The sequence below is a fragment of the Asticcacaulis sp. EMRT-3 genome, from assembly GCF_030027245.1.
GTDB lineage: Bacteria > Pseudomonadota > Alphaproteobacteria > Caulobacterales > Caulobacteraceae > Asticcacaulis.
Genome location: NZ_JASERT010000001.1, coordinates 2,392,186 through 2,412,042 on the forward strand (window position 1 = coordinate 2,392,186; position 19,857 = coordinate 2,412,042).

Annotated in this window: 15 protein-coding genes; 8 read left to right on the forward strand and 7 right to left on the reverse strand. The window is 61.5% G+C overall.

Annotated features, from left to right (window positions below; genetic code table 11):
- Positions 1-18: 18 nt before the first annotated feature.
- Positions 19-945 (forward strand): acetyl-CoA carboxylase carboxyltransferase subunit beta, encoded by a 927-nt coding sequence (locus tag QB905_RS11375; protein WP_282975141.1) that lies wholly within the window; start codon positions 19-21, stop codon positions 943-945.
- Between the two features lie 134 nt (positions 946-1,079).
- Entirely contained in the window at positions 1,080-2,381 is a 1,302-nt protein-coding gene (locus QB905_RS11380; protein ID WP_282975142.1) for a bifunctional folylpolyglutamate synthase/dihydrofolate synthase, read from the forward strand.
- A gap of 19 nt (positions 2,382-2,400) precedes the next feature.
- Here the strand turns inward: QB905_RS11380 and QB905_RS11385 are convergent, their stop codons facing one another.
- From QB905_RS11385 to QB905_RS11395, 3 genes are all read right to left on the reverse strand, one after another.
- Entirely contained in the window at positions 2,401-3,309 is a 909-nt protein-coding gene (locus QB905_RS11385) for an aldo/keto reductase (RefSeq protein ID WP_282975143.1), read from the reverse strand.
- Positions 3,310-3,489: 180 nt separating this feature from the next.
- Entirely contained in the window at positions 3,490-4,110 is a 621-nt protein-coding gene (locus tag QB905_RS11390; protein WP_282975624.1) for a carbonic anhydrase, read from the reverse strand.
- A 64-nt stretch (positions 4,111-4,174) separates the two neighbouring features.
- Positions 4,175-4,453: a hypothetical protein gene (locus QB905_RS11395; protein ID WP_282975144.1), complete on the reverse strand. Its 279-nt coding sequence runs from the start codon at positions 4,451-4,453 to the stop codon at positions 4,175-4,177.
- Positions 4,454-4,589: 136 nt separating this feature from the next.
- On the opposite strand from QB905_RS11395, the gene QB905_RS11400 reads away from it, so the two are divergent.
- Positions 4,590-6,242, forward strand: coding sequence for an MFS transporter (locus QB905_RS11400; protein ID WP_282975145.1), 1,653 nt, complete (start codon positions 4,590-4,592; stop codon positions 6,240-6,242).
- Positions 6,243-6,245: 3 nt separating this feature from the next.
- On the opposite strand, the gene QB905_RS11405 is transcribed toward QB905_RS11400, so the two are convergent.
- The 4 genes from QB905_RS11405 to QB905_RS11415 all read right to left on the reverse strand — a co-directional run bounded on the left by QB905_RS11405 (position 6,246) and on the right by QB905_RS11415 (position 14,152).
- Positions 6,246-6,527 carry a BrnA antitoxin family protein gene (locus tag QB905_RS11405; protein WP_282975146.1) on the reverse strand — a complete coding sequence of 94 codons (282 nt, stop codon included), beginning with the start codon at positions 6,525-6,527 and terminating at the stop codon, positions 6,246-6,248.
- Positions 6,493-6,765: a BrnT family toxin gene (locus tag QB905_RS15340; protein WP_461781783.1), complete on the reverse strand. Its 273-nt coding sequence runs from the start codon at positions 6,763-6,765 to the stop codon at positions 6,493-6,495. Before QB905_RS15340 ends, QB905_RS11405 begins: the two co-directional genes overlap by 35 nt.
- A gap of 106 nt (positions 6,766-6,871) precedes the next feature.
- A complete protein-coding gene (gene pbpC, locus QB905_RS11410; RefSeq protein WP_282975147.1) occupies positions 6,872-8,974 on the reverse strand; it encodes a penicillin-binding protein 1C in 2,103 nt (700 codons plus the stop codon).
- A 192-nt stretch (positions 8,975-9,166) separates the two neighbouring features.
- Positions 9,167-14,152 carry an alpha-2-macroglobulin family protein gene (locus QB905_RS11415; protein ID WP_282975148.1) on the reverse strand — a complete coding sequence of 1,662 codons (4,986 nt, stop codon included), beginning with the start codon at positions 14,150-14,152 and terminating at the stop codon, positions 9,167-9,169.
- A gap of 169 nt (positions 14,153-14,321) precedes the next feature.
- Between QB905_RS11415 and QB905_RS11420 the strand changes: the two genes are divergently transcribed.
- From QB905_RS11420 to QB905_RS11440, 5 genes are all read left to right on the forward strand, one after another.
- Entirely contained in the window at positions 14,322-14,828 is a 507-nt protein-coding gene (locus QB905_RS11420) for a response regulator (protein ID WP_282975149.1), read from the forward strand.
- Between the two features lie 281 nt (positions 14,829-15,109).
- The gene (locus tag QB905_RS11425; RefSeq protein ID WP_282975150.1) at positions 15,110-15,676 is read left to right on the forward strand and encodes an RNA polymerase sigma factor; all 567 of its coding nucleotides are present in this window, start codon (positions 15,110-15,112) and stop codon (positions 15,674-15,676) included.
- A 2-nt stretch (positions 15,677-15,678) separates the two neighbouring features.
- Positions 15,679-16,683 (forward strand): FecR family protein, encoded by a 1,005-nt coding sequence (locus QB905_RS11430; protein WP_282975151.1) that lies wholly within the window; start codon positions 15,679-15,681, stop codon positions 16,681-16,683.
- Positions 16,684-16,808: 125 nt separating this feature from the next.
- On the forward strand, positions 16,809-19,238 hold the full coding sequence (locus tag QB905_RS11435; RefSeq protein WP_282975152.1) for a TonB-dependent receptor plug domain-containing protein: 2,430 nt from the start codon (positions 16,809-16,811) through the stop codon (positions 19,236-19,238).
- 91 nt (positions 19,239-19,329) lie between these two features.
- Positions 19,330-19,848, forward strand: a complete 519-nt coding sequence (locus QB905_RS11440; protein WP_282975153.1) for a RidA family protein — start codon at positions 19,330-19,332, stop codon at positions 19,846-19,848.
- Positions 19,849-19,857: the final 9 nt, after the last annotated feature.

A 19,857-nucleotide genomic window follows, 5' to 3' on the forward strand; every position in this document is an offset into this window, starting at 1 on the left:
ACGGAGTACCCTATGCCTATGGCCGATTCCTCAAACAAAGGTCCGAAATTGCCCCCCAATGCCCGTCCGGCCGAGCGCCGTGACCGTGGCGGCTGGCTGGCCAAGATTGCCCCCGGCGTGTCGAAATTCGTGTCGCGGCGCGAAACGCCCGAAAATCTGTGGGTCAAATGCCCCGATACGGGTGAAATGATCTATCGTTCCGATCTCGAAGCCGCCCTGTGGGTGACGCCTTCGGGCCGCCATATGCGCATCGGGGCCGAAGCGCGCATGAAGTTCACCTTCGATGACGGCCAGTGGGAAAGCCTGCCGACGCCGGAAGTCATCGAAGATCCGCTGCAATTCTCGGACGGCAAGCCCTATGTCGAGCGCCTGAAGGCCGCCCGCGCCAAGACCGGTGCGCGCGATGTCATGGCGATTGGCTATGGTAAGATTCAAGGCATCGATTGTATCGTGCTGGTGCAGGATTTTGCCTTTATGGGCGGCAGCATGGGCACGGCGGCGGGCGAAGCCTTCATCGCCGCTGCCCGCGCCGCGATTGGCCGCAAATGCCCGATGGTGGTCTTCACCGCCGCCGGTGGCGCCCGGATGCAGGAAGGGGCTTTGTCCCTGATGCAGATGGCGCGCACCACCCTGGCCATTCAGGAACTGAAAGCCGCGCAACTGCCCTATCTGGTGGTGCTGACCGACCCGACCACGGGCGGCGTTACGGCGTCCTATGCCATGCTGGGCGATATTCATCTGGCCGAACCGGGCGCGCTGATCGGCTTTGCCGGGCGGATCGTGATTGAGAACACCATCCGCGAAAAACTGCCCGAAGATTTCCAGACCGCCGAATATCTGGTCGAAAAAGGCATGGTCGATCGCGTGGTGCCACGCGGCGAACTGCCCGAAGTGCTGGGCGCGCTGATGTCGATGCTGATGGGTGGCCGCCGCCGCGCGGCATAAGTTTCGGGGTTTGGGGCCAATGGCCCCAAGCCTTCCTTTATCTTTCACGCCCTCCGCCCATTCGGGCGGGAAGCGTGAAAGATAAGAAAGTTTGCGGGGTCACAGACCCCACGCCCCATAACTTAGCCACTGACATGACCGACCGCCTCCTTCCCTTTGACGCCCCGCTGGAACGCCTCAAGGCGCTGCACCCCAAACTGATCGACCTCAATCTCGACCGGATGCTGCGCGTCTGCGCCGCGCTTGGCGATCCGCACATGCGCCTGCCGCCCGTGGTGCATGTGGCGGGCACCAATGGCAAGGGCTCGACCATCGCTTTTTTGCGCGCCATGTGTGAGGCCGCCGGTCTGCGCGTCCATACCTATATCTCCCCGCATCTGGTGCGCTTTGCCGAACGCATCCGTCTGGCAGGCACTCTGATCACGGACGATTATCTGGCCGATGTGCTGGCCCGCGTCGAAGCCGCCAATGCCGGACAGCCGCTGACCTTTTTTGAATCGACCACTGCTGCGGCTTTTCTGGCCTTTTCGGAAACCCCCGCCGATCTTTTGCTGTTAGAGACGGGGCTGGGCGGGCGGCTCGACGCCACCAATATCATCGCCGCGCCGCGCCTGACCCTGATCACCCCGATTGACTATGATCATCAGGCCTTTCTCGGCACCGAACTGAACCAGATCGCCCGCGAAAAAGCCGGTATCTTCAAGCGCGGCACGCCCGCCCTGTCCGCCCGTCAGGCCGAAGAGGCGCGCGATGCGCTGGAGCGTCAGGCGCTGAAACTGGGCGTGGATTTAGGCTTTCTCGGTGAAGGCTTCGATGGCTGGCGCGAAGGCGAACACCTGATATTTCAGGATGATGCGGCGCTTTATGACTTTCCCCGCCCATCGCTGGCCGGGGCGCACCAGTTCGATAATGCGGCCCTGGCCATCAAGGCGGCGCTGACGCTTGGCCTGCCGCCGGAAGCCATCGAAAAGGGCCTGAAGGCCGCGCAATGGCCGGGCCGATTACAGGCGCTGAAGGCCGGGCCGCTCTATGACGCCCTGCCCGACAAGGCTTCCGAACTGTGGCTTGATGGCGGTCACAATCCCCATGCGGCGCGCGCCTTGCGGCACTTTATCGAAGAGATGGCGGCGCGCGATCCCAAACCGCTGAAAATCATCTGTGGACTGATCAATACCAAGGATACGTCAGAATTTTTCGCTGGTTTTGAAGGGCTCGACGCCGATTTTTCGTGCGTCGGCTTTTCCAGCGACGCCGCCATCCCGCCTGCCGAACTGGCCGAGGCCGCAAAAGCGCATGGGCTGAGGGCCGGTGTCGCCGATAGCCCGCTGGCGGCGATCAGGGCGCTCACGCCCGAAGCCTGCCGCGTCATTATCTGCGGCTCGCTCTATCTGGCGGGCGATGTGCTGGCCCTGTCACCGGCCACCTGGCCGGTCTGATCAAACCGCGCACCAGACCTCAGGCGACGCGCACCAGACGGCGCGGAGCCTGTTCACCCAGGTCAGCGAACCATTGCGTGGGGTCGAGCGCCACCTCGTCGGTCAGGGCCAGGGCGTCCCAGTTGATGCGCGGGGCCTTGCGTTCGGATGCGGCCACAATAGCGCGCAGTTCGGCGGCCGAGGTCACCCCCACCATGACGGTGGAGACGCCTTCGATATTGAGCGCGTAAGATAAGGCGGCGTGCAAAGGATCAGCGCCGCTTTCGGCCATGATACGGCGCACGCGCGACAGGTGCGGCCCGATGGCCGTGAGGTTGTTCGGCAGGGCTTCGCGCGGCAGGAACAACAGCCCCTGCAAAAAGACCGACCTGATCTGCACCTCGACGCCGAGATCGCTCATCGCCTTGATGTCGCCACCGCGTACCAGACGCTGATCGAGGATTGAGGCCGGCACCTGCATGATGTCGGGCTTGAAGCGCTTCGCCAGCAACAGCGGCTGGTCGGCATGGCTGGCCGAAATGCCGATCTTGCTGATCAGCCCCTCGGCCTTCAGCTTTTCCAGCCGCGCCCACAGGGCATTGCCCTGATCGCCGGTCAGATCTTCGGCATGATCGACAAGCGCGGCGTGAGCGCGCACCAGACCCATATGGTCGATGCTGCGGCGCAGGCGTGATTCCAGCCAGTCGAGCCCCTTTTCGAGGCGCAAAGTGCGGATCTGCGGCCTGAAAGGTGAGGGAAACGGCCAGTTGCGGCCCAGGATGCGCTCGACATCGCCATCATAGTGCGAGGCGTCGATATTGAGCACCTTGCAATTGGCGGCATATTGCAAAATCTGACGCACCTCGTCCTCGCCCACGCGCCCGCGCGTGTTCGATATGCCGTAATCGCCGCCAAATTGCGCCGAACCAAGACCGAGGGTGGCCGTCATGCCGCTTCAGTAACCTGTCATTAACCCTAGCCCTTAACCACAGGGCAATGGCTCGACTTTGCGGCTGAAATGCTGAAGAAGGTCTTTACACCGGATAAAAAACCTGTGTGGTTCGGTCTTTTTTGGCGTTAAAAATCAAGGGTTAACGCGCATTAACGGCTATGGCGAAATTGTGAGGCGTCAGATGCCGAAAACCTGCATCCGCTCTGCGAACGACGATACGGTCACACCCTGATCGGTGACCAGGCCATCGCTCAGGGCATAGACCCAGCCGTGAATGGCCAGGGACTGGCCCTCGCTCCACGCCCGCTGAACAATCGGATTGACCGAGACATTGCGCACCTGCTGGATGACGTTCAGTTCGCACAGACGGTCGAATTTCGCCTTGTCTTCGTGCAGATGCGCCAGCTCGTCGGCGTGATTGTGCGCCACTTCGCGGATCGGGGCCAGCCAGTGATCAATCAGGCTGTCGCCCTTCGATTCGATCGCCGCGCGCACGCCGCCGCAGCCATAATGGCCGACCACGAGGATGTGCTTGACCTTCAGAACCTGCACGGCGAACTGCAAGACGCTTAAGTAATTGGCGTCCTGCGACGGGGCCATATTGGCGATATTGCGGTGAACGAACATTTCACCCGGATCGAGATCAACGATTTCGGTGGCGGGGACGCGCGAATCCGAACAGCCGATCCATAAATATTCGGGCGATTGCTGCGCCACCAGACGGCGGAAGAAGTCGGGATCGACCTCGGTCTTGGTGCGGGCCCAATGGCGGTTATTGTCGATGAGTGCGTTCAGCATGGCCATGCATGTTCTCCCAATCAAAACCTGATGGAGCTATATACGGCCAGATGTGCGGATCAAGTCATTTTTGCTGCATTGCATCAGGCTTTGGCGAAGCCATGACCGGACAGGCGAGGTGCTCCAGCCCATGCACGATGCAGCCCAGCGAATCATCGAGCGCCTGTCCGGCCCTGGTGAACGAACCATAATGGACGGCCAGAATGATCACCACCACACCGAGCAGACTCAGGATCGCTTCGATCAGATTGATCAGCACCAGCACGGGTCGCACCCGCACCTTGCGGGCATAGGAGGCCAGACCTTCCGAGGCAGGCGCACGCACCGGTTCGGAAAACTTCATGCTTCATCCCCTCCTGAATGACCCTGCATCAAAAGCTTAACCGCAAAACAGACGGCGCGCCAGCCGGTATTACATCTTGTCAATAACGCTGATTTCGATCAAATGACGGCATAAAAATGAAAAACAGGGGCAGGATATGGCGGATAAGAGCGCAAGCAAAAGCTTTGGCGGCCTCAAAACCATCGTGGCGGCATCGGCAGCGGGCACCACGTTTGAGTGGTATGACTTCTTCATCTTCGGCACCCTGACCGCCACCATTGCCAAAAACTTCTTCGCCAATGCCGGTGCGCTCGGCACGATACTGGCGCTTGCCACCTTCGCCGTCGGCTTTATCGCCAGACCGGTGGGGGCTCTGGTCTTCGGCCATATCGGCGACCGCAAGGGGCGCAAGGGCACATTTTTATACACCATCCTCGTCATGGGTCTGGCCACCATCGCCATTGGCCTTTTGCCCACCCATGCCCAGATCGGCAATCTGGCCCCGCTGCTGCTGGTGGGTTTACGCATCATTCAGGGCTTTGCGCTCGGTGGTGAATATGGCGGAGCGGCCATCTATGTGGCCGAACACGCGCCGGCTGATCAGCGCGGCCTCTATACGGGCTGGATCCAGACCTCGGCGGCGTTCGGCCTGATCGCCGCCCTGATCGTGATCCTGATCACCCGCAAGACCATGACGCCCGCCGCTTTTGACGACTGGGGCTGGCGCATTCCATTCATCATCTCGTCTGGTCTGCTGGCCGTTTCGGTCTATATCCGCGCCCGCACCGCCGAAAGCCCGGCCTTCAAGGCCCTGCATGAGGCCGGTCAGGTGGCCAAGGCCCCTTTGGCCGAAATCTTCACGCGCTGGCGCCATCTGAAAGGGATGCTGATCGCCCTGTTCGGCTTCATGACCGCTCAGGGCGTGATCTGGTACACGGCCTTCTTCTACACCCAGGTTTTCCTGACCTCGATCGTCAGGCTCGACGCCGCCCTGATGAATGGCCTGATCATGGGCATGACTCTGGTTTCGGCCCTGCTCTATATCGCCTTTGCCGCGCTTTCGGACAAAATAGGCCGCAAACCGGTTTTGCTGTTCGGCATCATACTGGCCGTGGTCAGCTTCTTTCCCGGCTTTCACGCCTTGATGAAATACGGCAATCCCGATCTCGAAGCCGCCATGCGCAGCGCGCCCGTGTCGGTGGTGGCCGATAGCGCGCAATGCCACTTCCAGTTCGACCTGATCGGCACCCATGCCTTCACGGCCCCCTGCGACGTGGCCAAGGGCATCGTCACCAGCGTCAATGTGCCCTATGCCAGCGAGCGCGCGCCGGGACAGGCCGGAGCCTTTATTCGCGTCGGCGGCCAGACTATCGCCGTGCCCTCGGCGGACGGGCTCGATCCGGCGGCGCTCAAGGCCATGAAGGCCAAGACCGCCGCCGCGCTGAAAACCGCCCTGAAAGCTGCGGGCTATCCTGATAAGGCCGACCCGAAAAAGGCCAACCTGCCGATGATGTTCGCCGTGCTTGTGCTGTTCGCCATCGCAGCCTGCGCGCTCTATGGCCCGATGGCCTCGCTGCTCGTTGAAATGTTCCCGACGCGCGTGCGCTATACGGCCATGAGCCTGCCCTATAATATCGGCACGGGCTGGTTTGGCGGCATCCAGCCTGCCCTGTCGTTCGCTATGGTCACCGCCACCGGCAGCATCTATTTCGGCCTGTGGTATCCGGTGATCACCGGCGGCGTGGCGGCGGTGGTTACGCTGTTCTTCCTCAAGGAAACCAAAGGCCGCGACTTAAGCGAGATTGAGTAGCGGTTAGCCCGCTTTGCGTGCGTTCATATAGGCTTTCAGCACGTCTTGCATCCGGGTCAGGTGTCCTTTGCCGTTCGTTTCGGCGACAAAAAAATCAAAGACCTCCGGGTCGAGTTTCAGATGGATCGAACGTGGCTTTTTAGGTTCCTGAATCTTGGCGCTTGCCCAGAAATCCGCACCCAGAGGCTCACCTTCCGGCGCATCCGGATCATGGAAAAGTTCACCTCTTTCATACATCGCCTCGATGTCTTCAAGCGATGCTGTCTTGATACCGCTTTTTGTCATCACGACCACCTTTCCACGCAGTTATCAGCCGAAGACTATCGCCTCTCTGAGTGTGAATCACGACGAAACATTCGCCACCAACCATGCCCACAGACATGAGCCGCTCCTCACCATAGTCCTTTCTATCATCGATGCTGGTCAGAACATGCCCCTTAAATATTCGAGCGGCATAAAGTATGTCCACATTCCGGCGTTCGATAACCTCTCGTCGCTTACTCTCATCCCATTGAAATTGCATGAGTTCATTCCAAAAATATAAATCAGCATAAACCCACCTGTTTGATGGTGACCGCTAGATAACGGCGATAATATAATTGTTAAGTGTACACTTTTGTGTACATATGTCAAGGCGCATCCGCCGACCTGATCGCCACCACACGGACATGGCTTTTGGCCGACTGGCCGTCGCCGCCGGTGACAGTCAGGTCGTAAAAGCCCTCGCTGGGCGGTGACCAGTTGAACGCGCCGTCATCATCTGCTTTCAGCGGCGCGCCATCGACATACCACTGGATCGGGGCCTTGCCGTGCGCCGATAATTTGAGCGGGCGCGTCACCTTCAGATGCTCCTCGCGCGCCCGTCCTGCCGTCTCGACATAGACGGTCGCACCCGATGGCGGGAACAGGATCGACATATGATCCGACGCCGCATTCAGGCTTTGCAGGGCGACGGGCGCCACCGGCGGCGCGATGGCCTGCGGCACTTGCGACGGGGCGCGGAGCTGATCAAAGACATCGAACAAAAGCGGTGCAGCGTCGTCACGGCCCGTTTCATCGGCGCGCGCCCCACCATCGGGCCTGCCCGTCCACACCATCACCGCATAGCCGCCCGCCACCCCGACGGCCAGGGCGTCACGATAGCCGTAGGAGGTGCCGGTCTTATAGGCCGGACGGCGTGACACGCGCATCAGCGGCCCCGGCAGGCGGCCCGGCGGCGGCGGGGTTTCGCGTAAAATGGCCAGCACCTTGTCGGCGGCCTCGGCGCGCATCAGCCTCTGGCCCGACGCCGCCGCACTGGCCTTTTCATCGTCCAGTCGATAGACGAGCGGCTTGACCAGACCATGATCGCCCAAGCCCGCATAGAGCTTGGCCAGATCGTCGAGATGAATACCCTCACCGCCCAGGGCCAGAGCCAGACCGGCATCATTGAGCGCCGATTTCGGCCGCACCAGCTTCACCCCCACCGCCGCCAGCCGCGCCTGAAACACATCCGGCCCGATACGGTTGAGCACCGCCACGGCGGGCACATTGAGCGAATTGACCAGCGCCTCCTTCACCGAAACCTCGCCGTGGAAATTGCGGTCGAAATCCTCCGGCTGATAGTCGCCAAAGCGCGTCGGCGCATCCATCAGGCGCGTATCGGGGGCCACCACGCCGTTTTCAAAGGCAAAGCCATAGATGAAGGGCTTGAGCGCCGAACCGGGCGATCTGAGCGCGCGCGTCATGTCGATCCAGCCGCCCGGGCGATCAAGACCGCCACCGCCGACACTGGCCAACACGCCGCGCGTATGAATATCGACCACCAGTATGGCCGCCGACACATTGGGGCCTTGCGCCTTCGCCGTGGCCGCCGCCATCGCCTCCAGCCGCGTTTGCAGACCGGCATCGAGCGTGGTGACGAGCGTGGCTTGCAGGCCGGTGACGGTGCGCGCCAGACGGCCCGCCGTCTGCCAGGCGATGGCCGGGAAAGGCAGGCGCTGATGTGCCACCGGTTCCTGCAAGGCCTCATGCAGGGCCTGTGCGTCGATCAGGCCGTTCTGCGCCATGCGGTCGAGGATCAGATCACGCGCGGCCTGCGCTGCCTTCGGGTGCAGGTCGGGGCGGCGCGCCTCAGGGGCTTGCGGCAATGAGATCAGTTGCGCCTGTTCGCCCAAAGTCAGGGTTTCCGGTTCATGGCCGAAATAGGAGAGCGAGGCGGCGCGCACCCCTTCGAGATTGCCGCCATAAGGGGCCAGCGTCAGGTAAAGCTGCAAGATGTCGTGCTTGGAATAGCGCAGCTCCAGTTGCAGGGCGCGCAGGGCTTCGATGGCCTTGCCGCCATAGGTGCGCGGGTGCGGCGACAACAGGCGCGCCGTCTGCATGGTGATGGTCGAGCCGCCCGACACGATGCCGCCGGCATGAAAATTCGACAGAAAAGCGCGCGCCACCGCCGCCGCATCGACGCCGGGATGGAGATAAAAACGCGCATCCTCAATGCCGAGCAGATGGTGGAGAAAGGCCGGATCGGTGCGGTTAAGGTCGGCGCGGAGACGCCAGCGCCCGTCATCGACGGGCAGGGCGCGCAGGAAAACGCCGTTGCGGTCGAGCACCACGGGCGAGGCGCGGTCCGCTTTTGCCATATCGGGCGGACAGACAAGGTTCACCACGGCCAGCAGCACCTGCAAGACCATCAGGACGATCAGGCCCTTGACCAGCCGGGGGATGAGGGAGTCGGTTTTAAGCTTGGGCAAGGCGCGTCACTTTCCCCTCTCCCCGTTTACGGGGAGAGGACGAGAGCCGAACGTAGTGAAGGCGATCGTGTGAGGGGTTGGGCGGTGACGGAGCATAAACGTCCGGCGGGCCCTCACCCGAGGATCGGCGGCTATGCCCTGCTCCTCGTCCTCTCCCCTCGTTGAGGGGAGAGGGGAGTTCAGCGGTTTTTTTCACCTTGGCGCAATCACGGTGCGGCTGCCCCCGGTGCGGCCATAGGTGTCGGTGCGGTAGAAGTCCTTCGCCTCAGCCCCCGGCAGGTAATAGTCACCCTGCGTCACCGCCCGCGCAATATAGGCCAGGGTAAAGCCTTCACGCGAAGACACATCAAGCGCCGCCACATAGCGGTCGTCGCGCGCCTCGGAGACTTTCAGGTCGCTGAGCTTGCCGATAAAGCCGAACGGCCCGTTCTGCGCGTCTTCCGGGCTCAGGGTCGAGTCGATCTCAAAACCGGCGGGCAGCGGATCATCGATGACAATCGGCCTTTGCTCGGCGCGGTCGGAATGGCCGGTGATGACCACCAGCACCTTCTGCCCTTGTGTCAGGTGCGACGGATCGATGCGTGATCCATCGAGCGCATAGAAGCTCTTGGTGAGCGACAGGCCATGACTGTCCGCGCCGGGGCTTGTGCCGGGTGTGCCGATCACCGTCACCGTGCGCCAGATCGGGCCGGAGCCTGTGTTCTTCAGCCGCGCCGCGCTCAAATTGCCGATACCATAATGCAGGCCCGAACCGGGCAAGGCCGTGACATTTTGCGCATCGATCTTGGGCACGCCCGCCGCCTTTAACATATAGGAGGCGGCGCGCAGCACATAGGCGTCTTCTTGCGTATTCATCTGGGCGGGTGACTTCATGGCGTTTTCGAGCCGCGGAATCAGGCTCTGCGCGATGTCGGGCTCGCCCGCCTCATAGGCCAGCGCAATCACACCGGCCAGATCGCGCAGCGGCGACTGATACCAGTCGTTCGGATCGCTGTAGCCGAGCTTCTGGATCGCCTGCCGGAAGGCCAGACGCGCCCGCGCCCGGTCGCCCATCATGGCCAGACCGGCGGCCACCTGCGCCCGCGAAAGCGGCGAATCTTCAGCCTTGAACTGCACGTCCTGATACCAGCGCAGCCGCGCCAGATCGCCGGAATGACCCTTGGCCAGCACATAAAGCGCATAGGCCGAGGCGCGCGAGCGTAACTGCTTGGTCATCTGGTCGCTTGAAACGCCCAGCCAGTTCCAGTCATCGGGCACGCTTAAGCGATAAGTGATGCTGGTATAGCCATCTGGCCTGGCCATATCGCGCATGGCGTTCAGCGCCTTGTCGATGGCGTCCTGCGGCACGAAGACACCGCGCGCCCGCGCCTCCAGCAGGAAGTCTGTGGCATAGGCGCCGATAAAGCCATCGGCCTCGCCATCGCCCGCCCGCCACAGGCCAAAGGCCCCATCGGCGCTTTGCCGGTCGAGTATCCTGGTCACCGCCTGTTTGAGCGCGGCTTCGGCGGGCGCAGACTCTGACTTGCCGACCATCGATTCGCTGACGAACAGCCAGGGCGTCGCCGCTGAGGTCACCTGTTCGGTGCAGCCGTAAGGATAGCGGCTGAGTGACGCCGCCAGAGGCGCCGGATCGATATTGCGGAAGGGCGAATAGCTGACCTCGACCGTGGCCGAGCCGGGTTGCAGGCCGTTCAGCAGGTTGGCGGGCGGGGCCCAGACCTCACCCGGTTTTTGCAGGGCGGTATCGATCTCGGTTTGCGGCCCCCAGCCATTGCGCGTCTCGATGTTGAAGCTGTCATCGAAATGATAGCCTTGCCCATCGAGGCCCAGCTTGACGGTGGAAATGCCGGTGGTCTGCGGTGCATTGATCGCCACGCTTTCAATCGTGCGGTCGCCTTTATTCAGGTGGAAGGCCTTCTCGAAGGCCACCACCAGTCCATTCAGCCCCTTGATGACGGCCTGATAGAGTCCGGGCTTGCCATCGACATTATCGAGTTCGAGCGTCGCCATCGCCTTGTCGCCGGGGGCTAAAAAGCGCGGCAGCGACAGATCGGCCACCACCGGTTCGCGCACGATCATCCTGGCTTGCGCTGAACCGACCGCATTATCGGTCCAGGCCACGGCCATGACGCGCAGTTCACCGGAGAATTTGTCGATCGGCAGGCGCACCACCGCCTTGCCGTCCATACCGGTATAGATGACGCCCGACCACAGGGCCACGGTGCGGATCGGCGTGGTGGTCAGGCCCTCGCCGCCGATCTCGTCAGCCCCGTATTCGAGCGGAGACGCCGCCCCCAGATTGGGATCGAGCAGGCGGCCATAATCATCATTATAATCAATACCCAGCGCCCGCTTGCCGAAATACCATTTGACCGGATCGGGGCTCTGGAACTTCGTCAGGTTGAGGATACCCTGATCGACCACGGCCAGACTGAGGCGCGCGCTTTCGCCGAGCCGCATCCCCTTGATCTGCACTGGCACCTCGATATAGCCGTGGCCATTCTTGTCGTGCTTCGGCGGTTGCGGCTGGTCGCTGGTCGCCAGTTCGACATCGAGCTTGCGCGGCCCCGGATCGAGCGGCACATAGATCAGGCCGATGGCGCGGCGCGGCTTGGGCGAACTGACCGGATCGCGCGCCTGGATCAAACTGACCAGCACATAGGCCCCGCCGCCCCAGTCCGCCGAGGTTTTGAGATGCACGGTCGTGCCATTTTCGCCGACCGAAACGGTTTGCAGGTCGATAATGTGATCGGTGGCCACCGCGATCTGCGCCTCGCCCTTATACGGCCCCTTCAGGGTCAGATCGACCGTATCGCCCTGTTTGTAGGTCTGCGAACCGGCGGTCAGGCGCACGAAATCGGGCGCATCGCCGCCCTGCGAGGGCGAACCCCAGCCCGACGAGAAGCGCGTCACGGTTTTGGCTAAACCGGGCGCTTCGACCTCAAGCCGGTAGTCACCCCAATCGAGGCCGCGTTCGATGGTCAGGCCGGTATTGGCGTTGAGATCATAGGCTTTTTCCGCCACCAGCACATCATGGTGGCTGGAGCGCCAGCGCCATTTGCCGTCGGCGACATACCAGTCATAGTCCCAGACCTCGGAGATCAGCCGCACGGTGACGCCTTTCACGGCGGTCTTTTGCCCCTGCGGCGTCACGCCGACGATGTTGAACTGCATCTGCGGCGTGTCGCGCCAGTTTTTCGTGTCCTTCTGCGTCACCCTGACGCCGAGATAGAGCGGTGAGGGCAGGATTTTCAGCGTCTGGCTTTCCTTGACCGGACGCCCGCCCGGTTCGAACACCGAAGCGGTCAGCAACACGCTCAAGGGCTGGGTGGTCTGACCGGCTGCGGAGGCTGCAAACGGGAAGGTGGCCTTGCCTTGCCCGTCCGTGGTGGTGGCGGGCAGATCGACATATTTCTCATCATAGCCTTGCGAGGCGTCGCCGAAGCTATAGTCCTTAAAGGCCGGAAACGGCGTCGGGTCGGCGCTGATGCGCGCATCACCCGTCACCTGAAGGCCCGAACCGATGGCGCCGTACAGATAGTGGGCCGTCACCGTCACCGGGCGGGTATCCTTGAGCGACAGGATCGGCGTGTCGGCGCTGGCATCGACATCGACGCCGAGGCGCTGCGGCGCGAAATCCTCAACCGCGAAAGAGGTTGAGCCCGCCGCATCGTCCATGCCGTCCAGCTCGACTTTCGCCGACCACTGGCCACGCGGCGCGCCTTGCGGCAGGGTGATATTTTTGCCCGCAAAACCCTGCGGGGTGGCGGCAAAAACATAGCGGAAGGCCTCGACGCCGGAGGGCCGATAGACGACCAGCGCGCCCTTGCGATCCTTGATCACCCGGCCTTGCGCATCGCGCAGCAGCGCCACCAGATGGATGGTTTCGCCGGGGCGATAAATGCCGCGATCGGTATAGACGAAGGAATCGACGCCAAAGGCCGAGGTGCGGCCATCGCCGCTTTCGCCTGCCTGCCGTCCGCCAACGCTGTGCGACGACATGTCCATCGGGGCGCGGGTAATATCGGAGGCCGTGTAATCGTTATTGGGGCCATAGGCCATGACCATCTTGGCCTGCAAGGCATTTTCGCCTTTCAGCAAGGTGCCGGGAAAGGCGACGTGGCCATTGGCGTCGGTCTTCGCCGTGCCGAGCGTATCGCCGTTCATGGCCACCAGATCGACCCTGACCCCGCCCATCGCCTTGGCCGTTTTCAGCGAACGCATGATGACATCAAGTCCGCCCGTGCCTTTGTAGGTGGTCATGGCCATGTCGGTATAGATGACCCAGCGCCGCGCACTGGCCGGCTGATCATCGGCCTTCTTGTCGCGCCCGCCGGATGCGTCGCGCGCCTTGACGACATAGGCTCCCGGTTGCAGGGTTTTCAGCACAGCGCCGAGCGGGAAGACGGTGGTGACGCGCTGGCCGTTATTGAGCTTGACGCCCAGCTTGCCGGTCCACACCTTGACGCCGATGTCGTCGGGCGAATCGTCGCCATAGCTGTAATCATACTCGCCCTCGGCTACCGGATCGGGCGCTGACACCGATTTGCGCACCAGATTGCGATCCGACACGCGCCACACCTCGACGGCGAGCGACGACACATTGACCGTTTCAATGCCCACCCCATCGCCTTCGGCGCGCGGCAGGATGACGCCATTACCGGCAAAGCCGACATAGGCGGGCTTGATGCCAAAGCTGAAATCAAGATCGGCATCGGCCTTCAGCGTATCGCCGCCCCTGGCAGGCAGGCCCTTGAGCAGAGTGATGCGGCGGTCGGAAAAGCCAAAGCCCGACACGCACAGGGTATCATCCTTGACCGAAATGGCCGGGGCTGAAGGCAGGGCGGGCGACACCACCACATAGTCGCCGTAGGGCTGGGCCGGATCGAGCGGGCGCGACATCTGCACGCACGCCTTGGGGCTGTTGCCCGATGTGTCGAGACTCTGGTGCCAGACGGCAAAACCGGCGGGCTTCTGATCTGAGGCGCGCGGAGCATTTCTGGCGCGCGGCTTGCCAAACAGGCCGGTGGCAGGCGTCATCAAATCAGCGGTGGCCACCGCCGCCTTGCCGCCGCTGCCATGACCGAGCGCGTAATCGGTGAGAAAGCCGATGCCGAAACCGGCGATCAGCACGGCAGCGGCCGCCGCGATCAGAGTCCGGTTGTCTCCATTGAGCATCAGCCTGTTCCCCGCCGTCTGCGCAGGCCCGCAGTTGCGCCCCCGCTCATCTTTAGGCGGACTCAAACGTGGAATTCAGCAAAGATCAATCTTTGTTTTGGAAAATGTCAAAACATCATTAGTGATTTGCAGGTCAGGATCAGATTGGCAATGCGGGAGTTCGGCGGGTTTGAGTAATACATTTGCGCGCGTCATGGTGCTGGTGGTCGATGATAATCACTATATGCGGGTGATTGTCTGCACCATGCTGCGCTCTATGGGCATCACCCTGATCCGTGAGGCCTCCGATGGCGTCGATGCGCTGGAAATCGTCCGTGACTGGCGGCCCGATGTCATTATTCTCGACCTGATGATGGAGCAGCTCGACGGCATCGAATTCACCAAGCTGGTGCGCACCGGTTCCGACAGCCCCAACCCCTATGTTCCGATCATCATGATGACCGGCCATACCGACCGTCGTCGCGTTCTGGAGGCGCGCGATGTCGGCATCAATGAATTCATCGCCAAGCCGCTGACCGCGCGCGCCCTGATCGACCGTCTGCGCAGCGTCATCAATAATGAACGCGGCTGGGTGAAATCCTCCTCCTATGTCGGCCCCGACCGCCGCCGCCGCAATATGCCCGACTATAAGGGGCCGTTCCGTCGCGTTTCCGACAAGGCCGAGGGCAAGATCTGAGGCTTACAGCGCCGTTAGATCGTTTCACGGGCAAACAGCCCTCCCTCGGCGCGCGCGCCGCCTTGCGCCTCCGCCTGGATATATTCAACCACAGGACAGCCATGCGAAATCAGGCCTGACTGTATCCCTTCCGCGAGGCCCCGTTCGCCACCGCGAAGGGTAACCGCGTCTGTACCTGTAAGGCCACATCCGGGTCCACAGTGCTGCACTGCCGAAAGAAAAACATTGACGACATCAAAAACTGTTGTTGTTCTTGGTGTTTTCAAGGACAGTTTGCCCTTATGGCGTCTCAGGCACGCATATACGATCAGTACTGGCAGGAGTTGTGCCGTGTTGTGCGGCGCAAATTCGGCGCGGGCCCGCCTGACCCCGAAGAAGCCGCTCAGGCCGCGTTTGAACAACTGATCACGGCGATGAAGACGGGCGAAATTACCAATCCGCGCGCCTTTCTCCACCGCTGCGCCTATAATTATGTTATCGACCACAAACGGCGTCAGGCGGTGCAAAACCGCTATGAGGATGAAATTATTTCCTTAAATGTGACCGGCGGCACTAATGAATTCGATGCCCAGCGCGTCTTAGAAGCAAGAGAACGCCTGACGGGTGTGATGCGCACCGTTCAGGACATGGAAGCAAAGAGGCGAAGGATCCTTTTGTTGCACACGATTGACGAACTGAGTTTTGCCGAGATTGCTCGCAAAATGAGCCTGTCACCCACGCGGGTGATGCAGCTCTTTGCCGATGCTCTGGCTCAGTGCGCGCGTGCGGCCAGGGAAACCGAAGCCCGCACGTCAGACGTTACGGCTATGACGGTAACAGGGAAGCCCCAAGGGAAGAACGGAAAGTGAGCATGTCACAGGACATGGACGATCAGGCGGCTATCGATCAGGCGGCCAGTGAATGGTTCGCGCGCCGACGCCTGAGCCAGGAAACCCATCCGCATGAGGCGGGGGCGGATAATGACGAGGCCGAATTCAAAGCTTGGCTGGAAGCCGATGCGCGTCATGCCGCAGCCTATGGGCTGATGGAGCGCACCTTCGATGATATTTTATGGGCTGTGCCCAATTCCGGTTTTGGCGAACGCACCCGCCGTTTAAGCTGGCGCACATGGACCTATGCCCTGCTGGCCGGGGCGGCCTGCGTGGCCGGGGCGCTGGTCTTGATCAATATGCCCAGCGTACGCACGGAATCGACCGGCATTGGCCAGACGCGGCAACTGGCCCTGGCCGATGGCAGCCAGATCACGCTGGCGGGCCGTTCCTCGGTCGAAATCCGCTATAGCCGCAGCGAACGGCGCGTCACGCTGAAACAGGGCGAAGCCTATTTCAGCGTCGTCCATAATGCGGCGCGTCCGTTTCTGGTGCGTGTTGGCGATGTGGATGTGCGCGATGTCGGCACCCGTTTCGATGTCAATCTGCGCCCGTCCTCGCTCGAGGTCGATGTGCTGGAAGGCCGTGTGGCCGTGGCCTATGCCAAAAGCGCTGACGCGGCCACCCAGCTTGCGGCGGGCGACAGTTTGCGTGTGCCGACCCGACCGCAAGGCGCTACGGATGGCGAAAACTGGCAGGTGCATCATCAGGCCCAGTCCGCCACGGCGTGGAACGAAGGCCGCATGGTCTATGATAATGCGCCGCTGGGCGACATCGTCGCCGATCTCAACCGCTATTATGCTCCGGGCGTCACGATCACCAGCCCGGCCGTGGCCGATCAGCGCCTGACCACCAGCTTTGCCGTGACCGATATCGACACCTTCCTCAACACCCTGCCGGTGGTCGCCAATGTCAGTTTGCAGCGCAATGCAAACGGGGCCGTTGTAATATTGCAACGCAATAAAGACGAATATAACAAATCGTAAATTTATGACCGTTTTTTGACGGTCACCCCCTGCTGATAGGCGCAACTCATCCGTCCCAGAATGTGGAAGCCAGCCAAGAGAGCCGGCTCCTCCCCTCCACATTCACACTTTCCGGGACAAAAGATATGCGTGACGTTGCAGGCTTTTTACGATCAGGCGCCAGCCTGACGGCTATGACCGCCGCCCTGTGCGCCCTGCCCTCTCTGGTGCAGGCGCAGGACACAGACCAGCCCACAGAAGTTATTGTTACAGGGACACGCACGACGGGTCTGAAGGCTGTTGATAGCCCGGCCCCGATCCAACTTGTTGATTCTAATGCGCTTAAGCGCGTTGGCGCGCCCGATCTGGCCGCCGCGCTTTCGCAAAGCGTGCCGTCGTTCAATGTTCAGAGCTTCGGCAGCGACATGGCCAACCAGACCCTGTCGGCCCGCCTGCGGGGCTTAAGCCCCAACCACACGCTCGTGCTGGTCAATGGCAAGCGCCGTCACGGCACCTCCAATCTGGCCGTGCTCGGCGGTTCGTTCCAGGGCGGTGCCGCCGCCGATCTGAGCTTCATTCCCGTGGCCTCGATCGACCATATCGAAGTGCTGACCGATGGTGCTGCGGCGCAATATGGAACGGACGCAATTGCGGGCGTGATCAATATCATTCAGAAGAAAAACGATTCGGGCGGCACGATTGCCCTGACCGGTGGCCAGTATTTCGACGGCGGCGGCAAGACCGGCGACATCAGCTTCAATATCGGCCTGGCGCCGACACCGAAATCCTTCCTCAACCTGACCTATGAGTCGAAATATCACGGCTATTCCGACCGTGGCGCCGCCGATCCGCGCGCGGCCAACTATCCGATCCTCGCCACGGCGCCGGGCTATCCCTACCTCAACCACATTCAGGGCGACGGGATGCAGCGCCTGAATGTGATGGCCTATAATTACGGTTATCAGATCAACGATACCTGGGATCTGTACAGCTTCGGCACCTATGGCCGCAAGGCCGCCGCCTCGCTGGAAAACTGGCGCACGCCCGACAAACTGCCCGCCCTCTATCCGCTCGGCTTCAATCCGCGCGAAGCCGATCACGAAGCCGACTATTCCGCCACGCTCGGCATCAGCGGCATGATCGGCAAATGGGGCCTCGATCTCGCCACCACCTATGGCGAAGACGATATGGATCTCAGCAATTACAGCACGGGCAATATTTCGCTGTACAAGGACACGGGCTTTACCCCCACCGCCTTCTATGTCGGCTCTTTCAAGGGCACGCAGGAAACCACGACGCTTGATCTGACGCGCAGCTTTGAAGTGGGTATGGCCGAACCTTTGAACCTGGCGCTCGGCGTCGAGCACCGCCACGAAACCTATGGCATTACCCAGGGTGATCCCGCCTCGAACTACAAGGAGGGCGCGCAGGCCTTCCCCGGCTTCGCCGCCACCGACGCCGGCTCGCATTCGCGTAACAATGACGGGGTCTATGCCGATGTATCGATGAAGCCGATCGAGCCCCTGCTGGTCGATGTGGCCGTGCGCTACGAAGACTACAGCGATTTCGGCTCGACCACGGTGGGCAAGGTGACGGCGCGCTATGATTTCAGCCCGGCGGTTGCGGTGCGCGGTACGATTTCGACCGGCTTTCGCGCCCCCACTATGGCCGAAGAATATTATTCGGCCACCAATGTGTCGCCCACCTCGGCCTTCGTGCAGTTGCCGCCCAATTCGAACGCGGCCAAACTGCTTGGCGTTGACGGGCTGAAGCCCGAAAAATCGACCAATTACAGCCTGGGCCTCGTCCTGCACCCCACGGCCAAGCTGTCGATGACGGTGGATGCCTACCAGATCGACATCGATGACCGCATCATTGGTTCGGGTTCGATCTATGGGTCGGGCGCTCCGGCAGGCGTGCCCAACCTGTCTGAGGTGACCGCCGCCATCGAGGCCAATGGCAATGTGCTCGATTCGAGCGTGGCCTCCACCGGCGTCAACATGTTCCTCAATGGTGCCGACACCACCACCAAGGGCGTGGACGTGGTTCTGTCCTATCCCACCAGCTTTGGCCATTTTGGCCACGTCGACTGGTCTTTGTCGGGCACCTATGTCTCGACTGAGGTGAAAAAATATCTCGACGCCTCATCCTTGCTGCCTGCCGCCCTGCTGTTCGACTCCACCGTCACCACGCGCCTTGAAAAGCAGTCGCCAACGACGCGGGTGATCGGCAGCGCCCTGTGGAAGATCAAGAAGCTGACCGTCAGCCTCAAGGAAACCTATTATTCCAAGACTTCGTCGGTGACGCTGGGACCGAAATCGGGCACGCCGTTCGTTTCCGAGGTTGAACCGGCCATCCTGACCGATCTCGACATCAGCTACAGGCTGCCAAAGGGTCTGGGCGTGTCGATCGGGGCGAACAATCTGTTCAATCACTATCCTGAAAAGATCAATCCCGGCCTGATGGCCGAATATGAGGCGCTCGGTTACTCGACGGCGGTGTCTCAATACCAGAGCTACTCGCCGTTCGGGTTTAACGGCGGCTATTACTACGCCAAGCTCACCTACAGCTTCTGATGTTACGGGGCGCGGCGGTTTCCAAAACTGCCGCGCCCCGATGCGTTTCAATTCCAGTGTTCATAAGCACACCGCAAGGAGATAGAAGTCCATGATCCATAAAGCATCCAAGGCGATTGCTCTCGTTGGTTTCGCCAGCCTGCTCGCGGCCCCCGCCTTCGCCCAGACGGCTCCCGCCGCCATTTCGCGTCTCTATGCCAAGCCCGACGCCTTTCTGGCCACCAGCGCCGCCGTGCCCGATGGTTACAAGATCATCTATCTGAGCGGCCAGCTCGCCGATGTTGCCGATCCTGCCGCGCCTAAGGGCACGGTGGCTGCCTATGGCGACACCGAAACCCAGACGGAATCGGTGCTGAACAAGCTCGACGCCGCGCTTCAGGCGCAAGGCGCCACCATGAATGATGTCGTCAATATGCACGTCTATCTGGCCGGTGACCCCAATATGGGCGGCAAGATGGATTTCGCCGGCATGATGAAGGCGTATTTGCGCCACTTCGGCACGGCCACAACCCCCAACCGGCCGACGCGCGCCGCCTTTCAGGTGGCCAATCTGGCCGCGCCCGGCTTCCTCGTCGAGATCGAGGTCGTGGCGGCAGTGCCCCAGAAATAAGTGATTTCA

Coding starts and splice junctions, on each gene's coding strand:
- QB905_RS11375 (WP_282975141.1), top strand. CDS start 19: ATGGCCGATTCCTCAAACAAAGGTCCGAAATTGCCCCCCAATGCCCGT.
- QB905_RS11380 (WP_282975142.1), top strand. CDS start 1,080: ATGACCGACCGCCTCCTTCCCTTTGACGCCCCGCTGGAACGCCTCAAG.
- QB905_RS11385 (WP_282975143.1), bottom strand. CDS start 3,309: ATGACGGCCACCCTCGGTCTTGGTTCGGCGCAATTTGGCGGCGATTAC.
- QB905_RS11390 (WP_282975624.1), bottom strand. CDS start 4,110: ATGCTGAACGCACTCATCGACAATAACCGCCATTGGGCCCGCACCAAG.
- QB905_RS11395 (WP_282975144.1), bottom strand. CDS start 4,453: ATGAAGTTTTCCGAACCGGTGCGTGCGCCTGCCTCGGAAGGTCTGGCC.
- QB905_RS11400 (WP_282975145.1), top strand. CDS start 4,590: ATGGCGGATAAGAGCGCAAGCAAAAGCTTTGGCGGCCTCAAAACCATC.
- QB905_RS11405 (WP_282975146.1), bottom strand. CDS start 6,527: ATGACAAAAAGCGGTATCAAGACAGCATCGCTTGAAGACATCGAGGCG.
- QB905_RS15340 (WP_461781783.1), bottom strand. CDS start 6,765: ATGCAATTTCAATGGGATGAGAGTAAGCGACGAGAGGTTATCGAACGC.
- QB905_RS11415 (WP_282975148.1), bottom strand. CDS start 14,152: ATGCTCAATGGAGACAACCGGACTCTGATCGCGGCGGCCGCTGCCGTG.
- QB905_RS11425 (WP_282975150.1), top strand. CDS start 15,110: ATGGCGTCTCAGGCACGCATATACGATCAGTACTGGCAGGAGTTGTGC.
- QB905_RS11430 (WP_282975151.1), top strand. CDS start 15,679: ATGTCACAGGACATGGACGATCAGGCGGCTATCGATCAGGCGGCCAGT.
- QB905_RS11435 (WP_282975152.1), top strand. CDS start 16,809: ATGCGTGACGTTGCAGGCTTTTTACGATCAGGCGCCAGCCTGACGGCT.
- QB905_RS11440 (WP_282975153.1), top strand. CDS start 19,330: ATGATCCATAAAGCATCCAAGGCGATTGCTCTCGTTGGTTTCGCCAGC.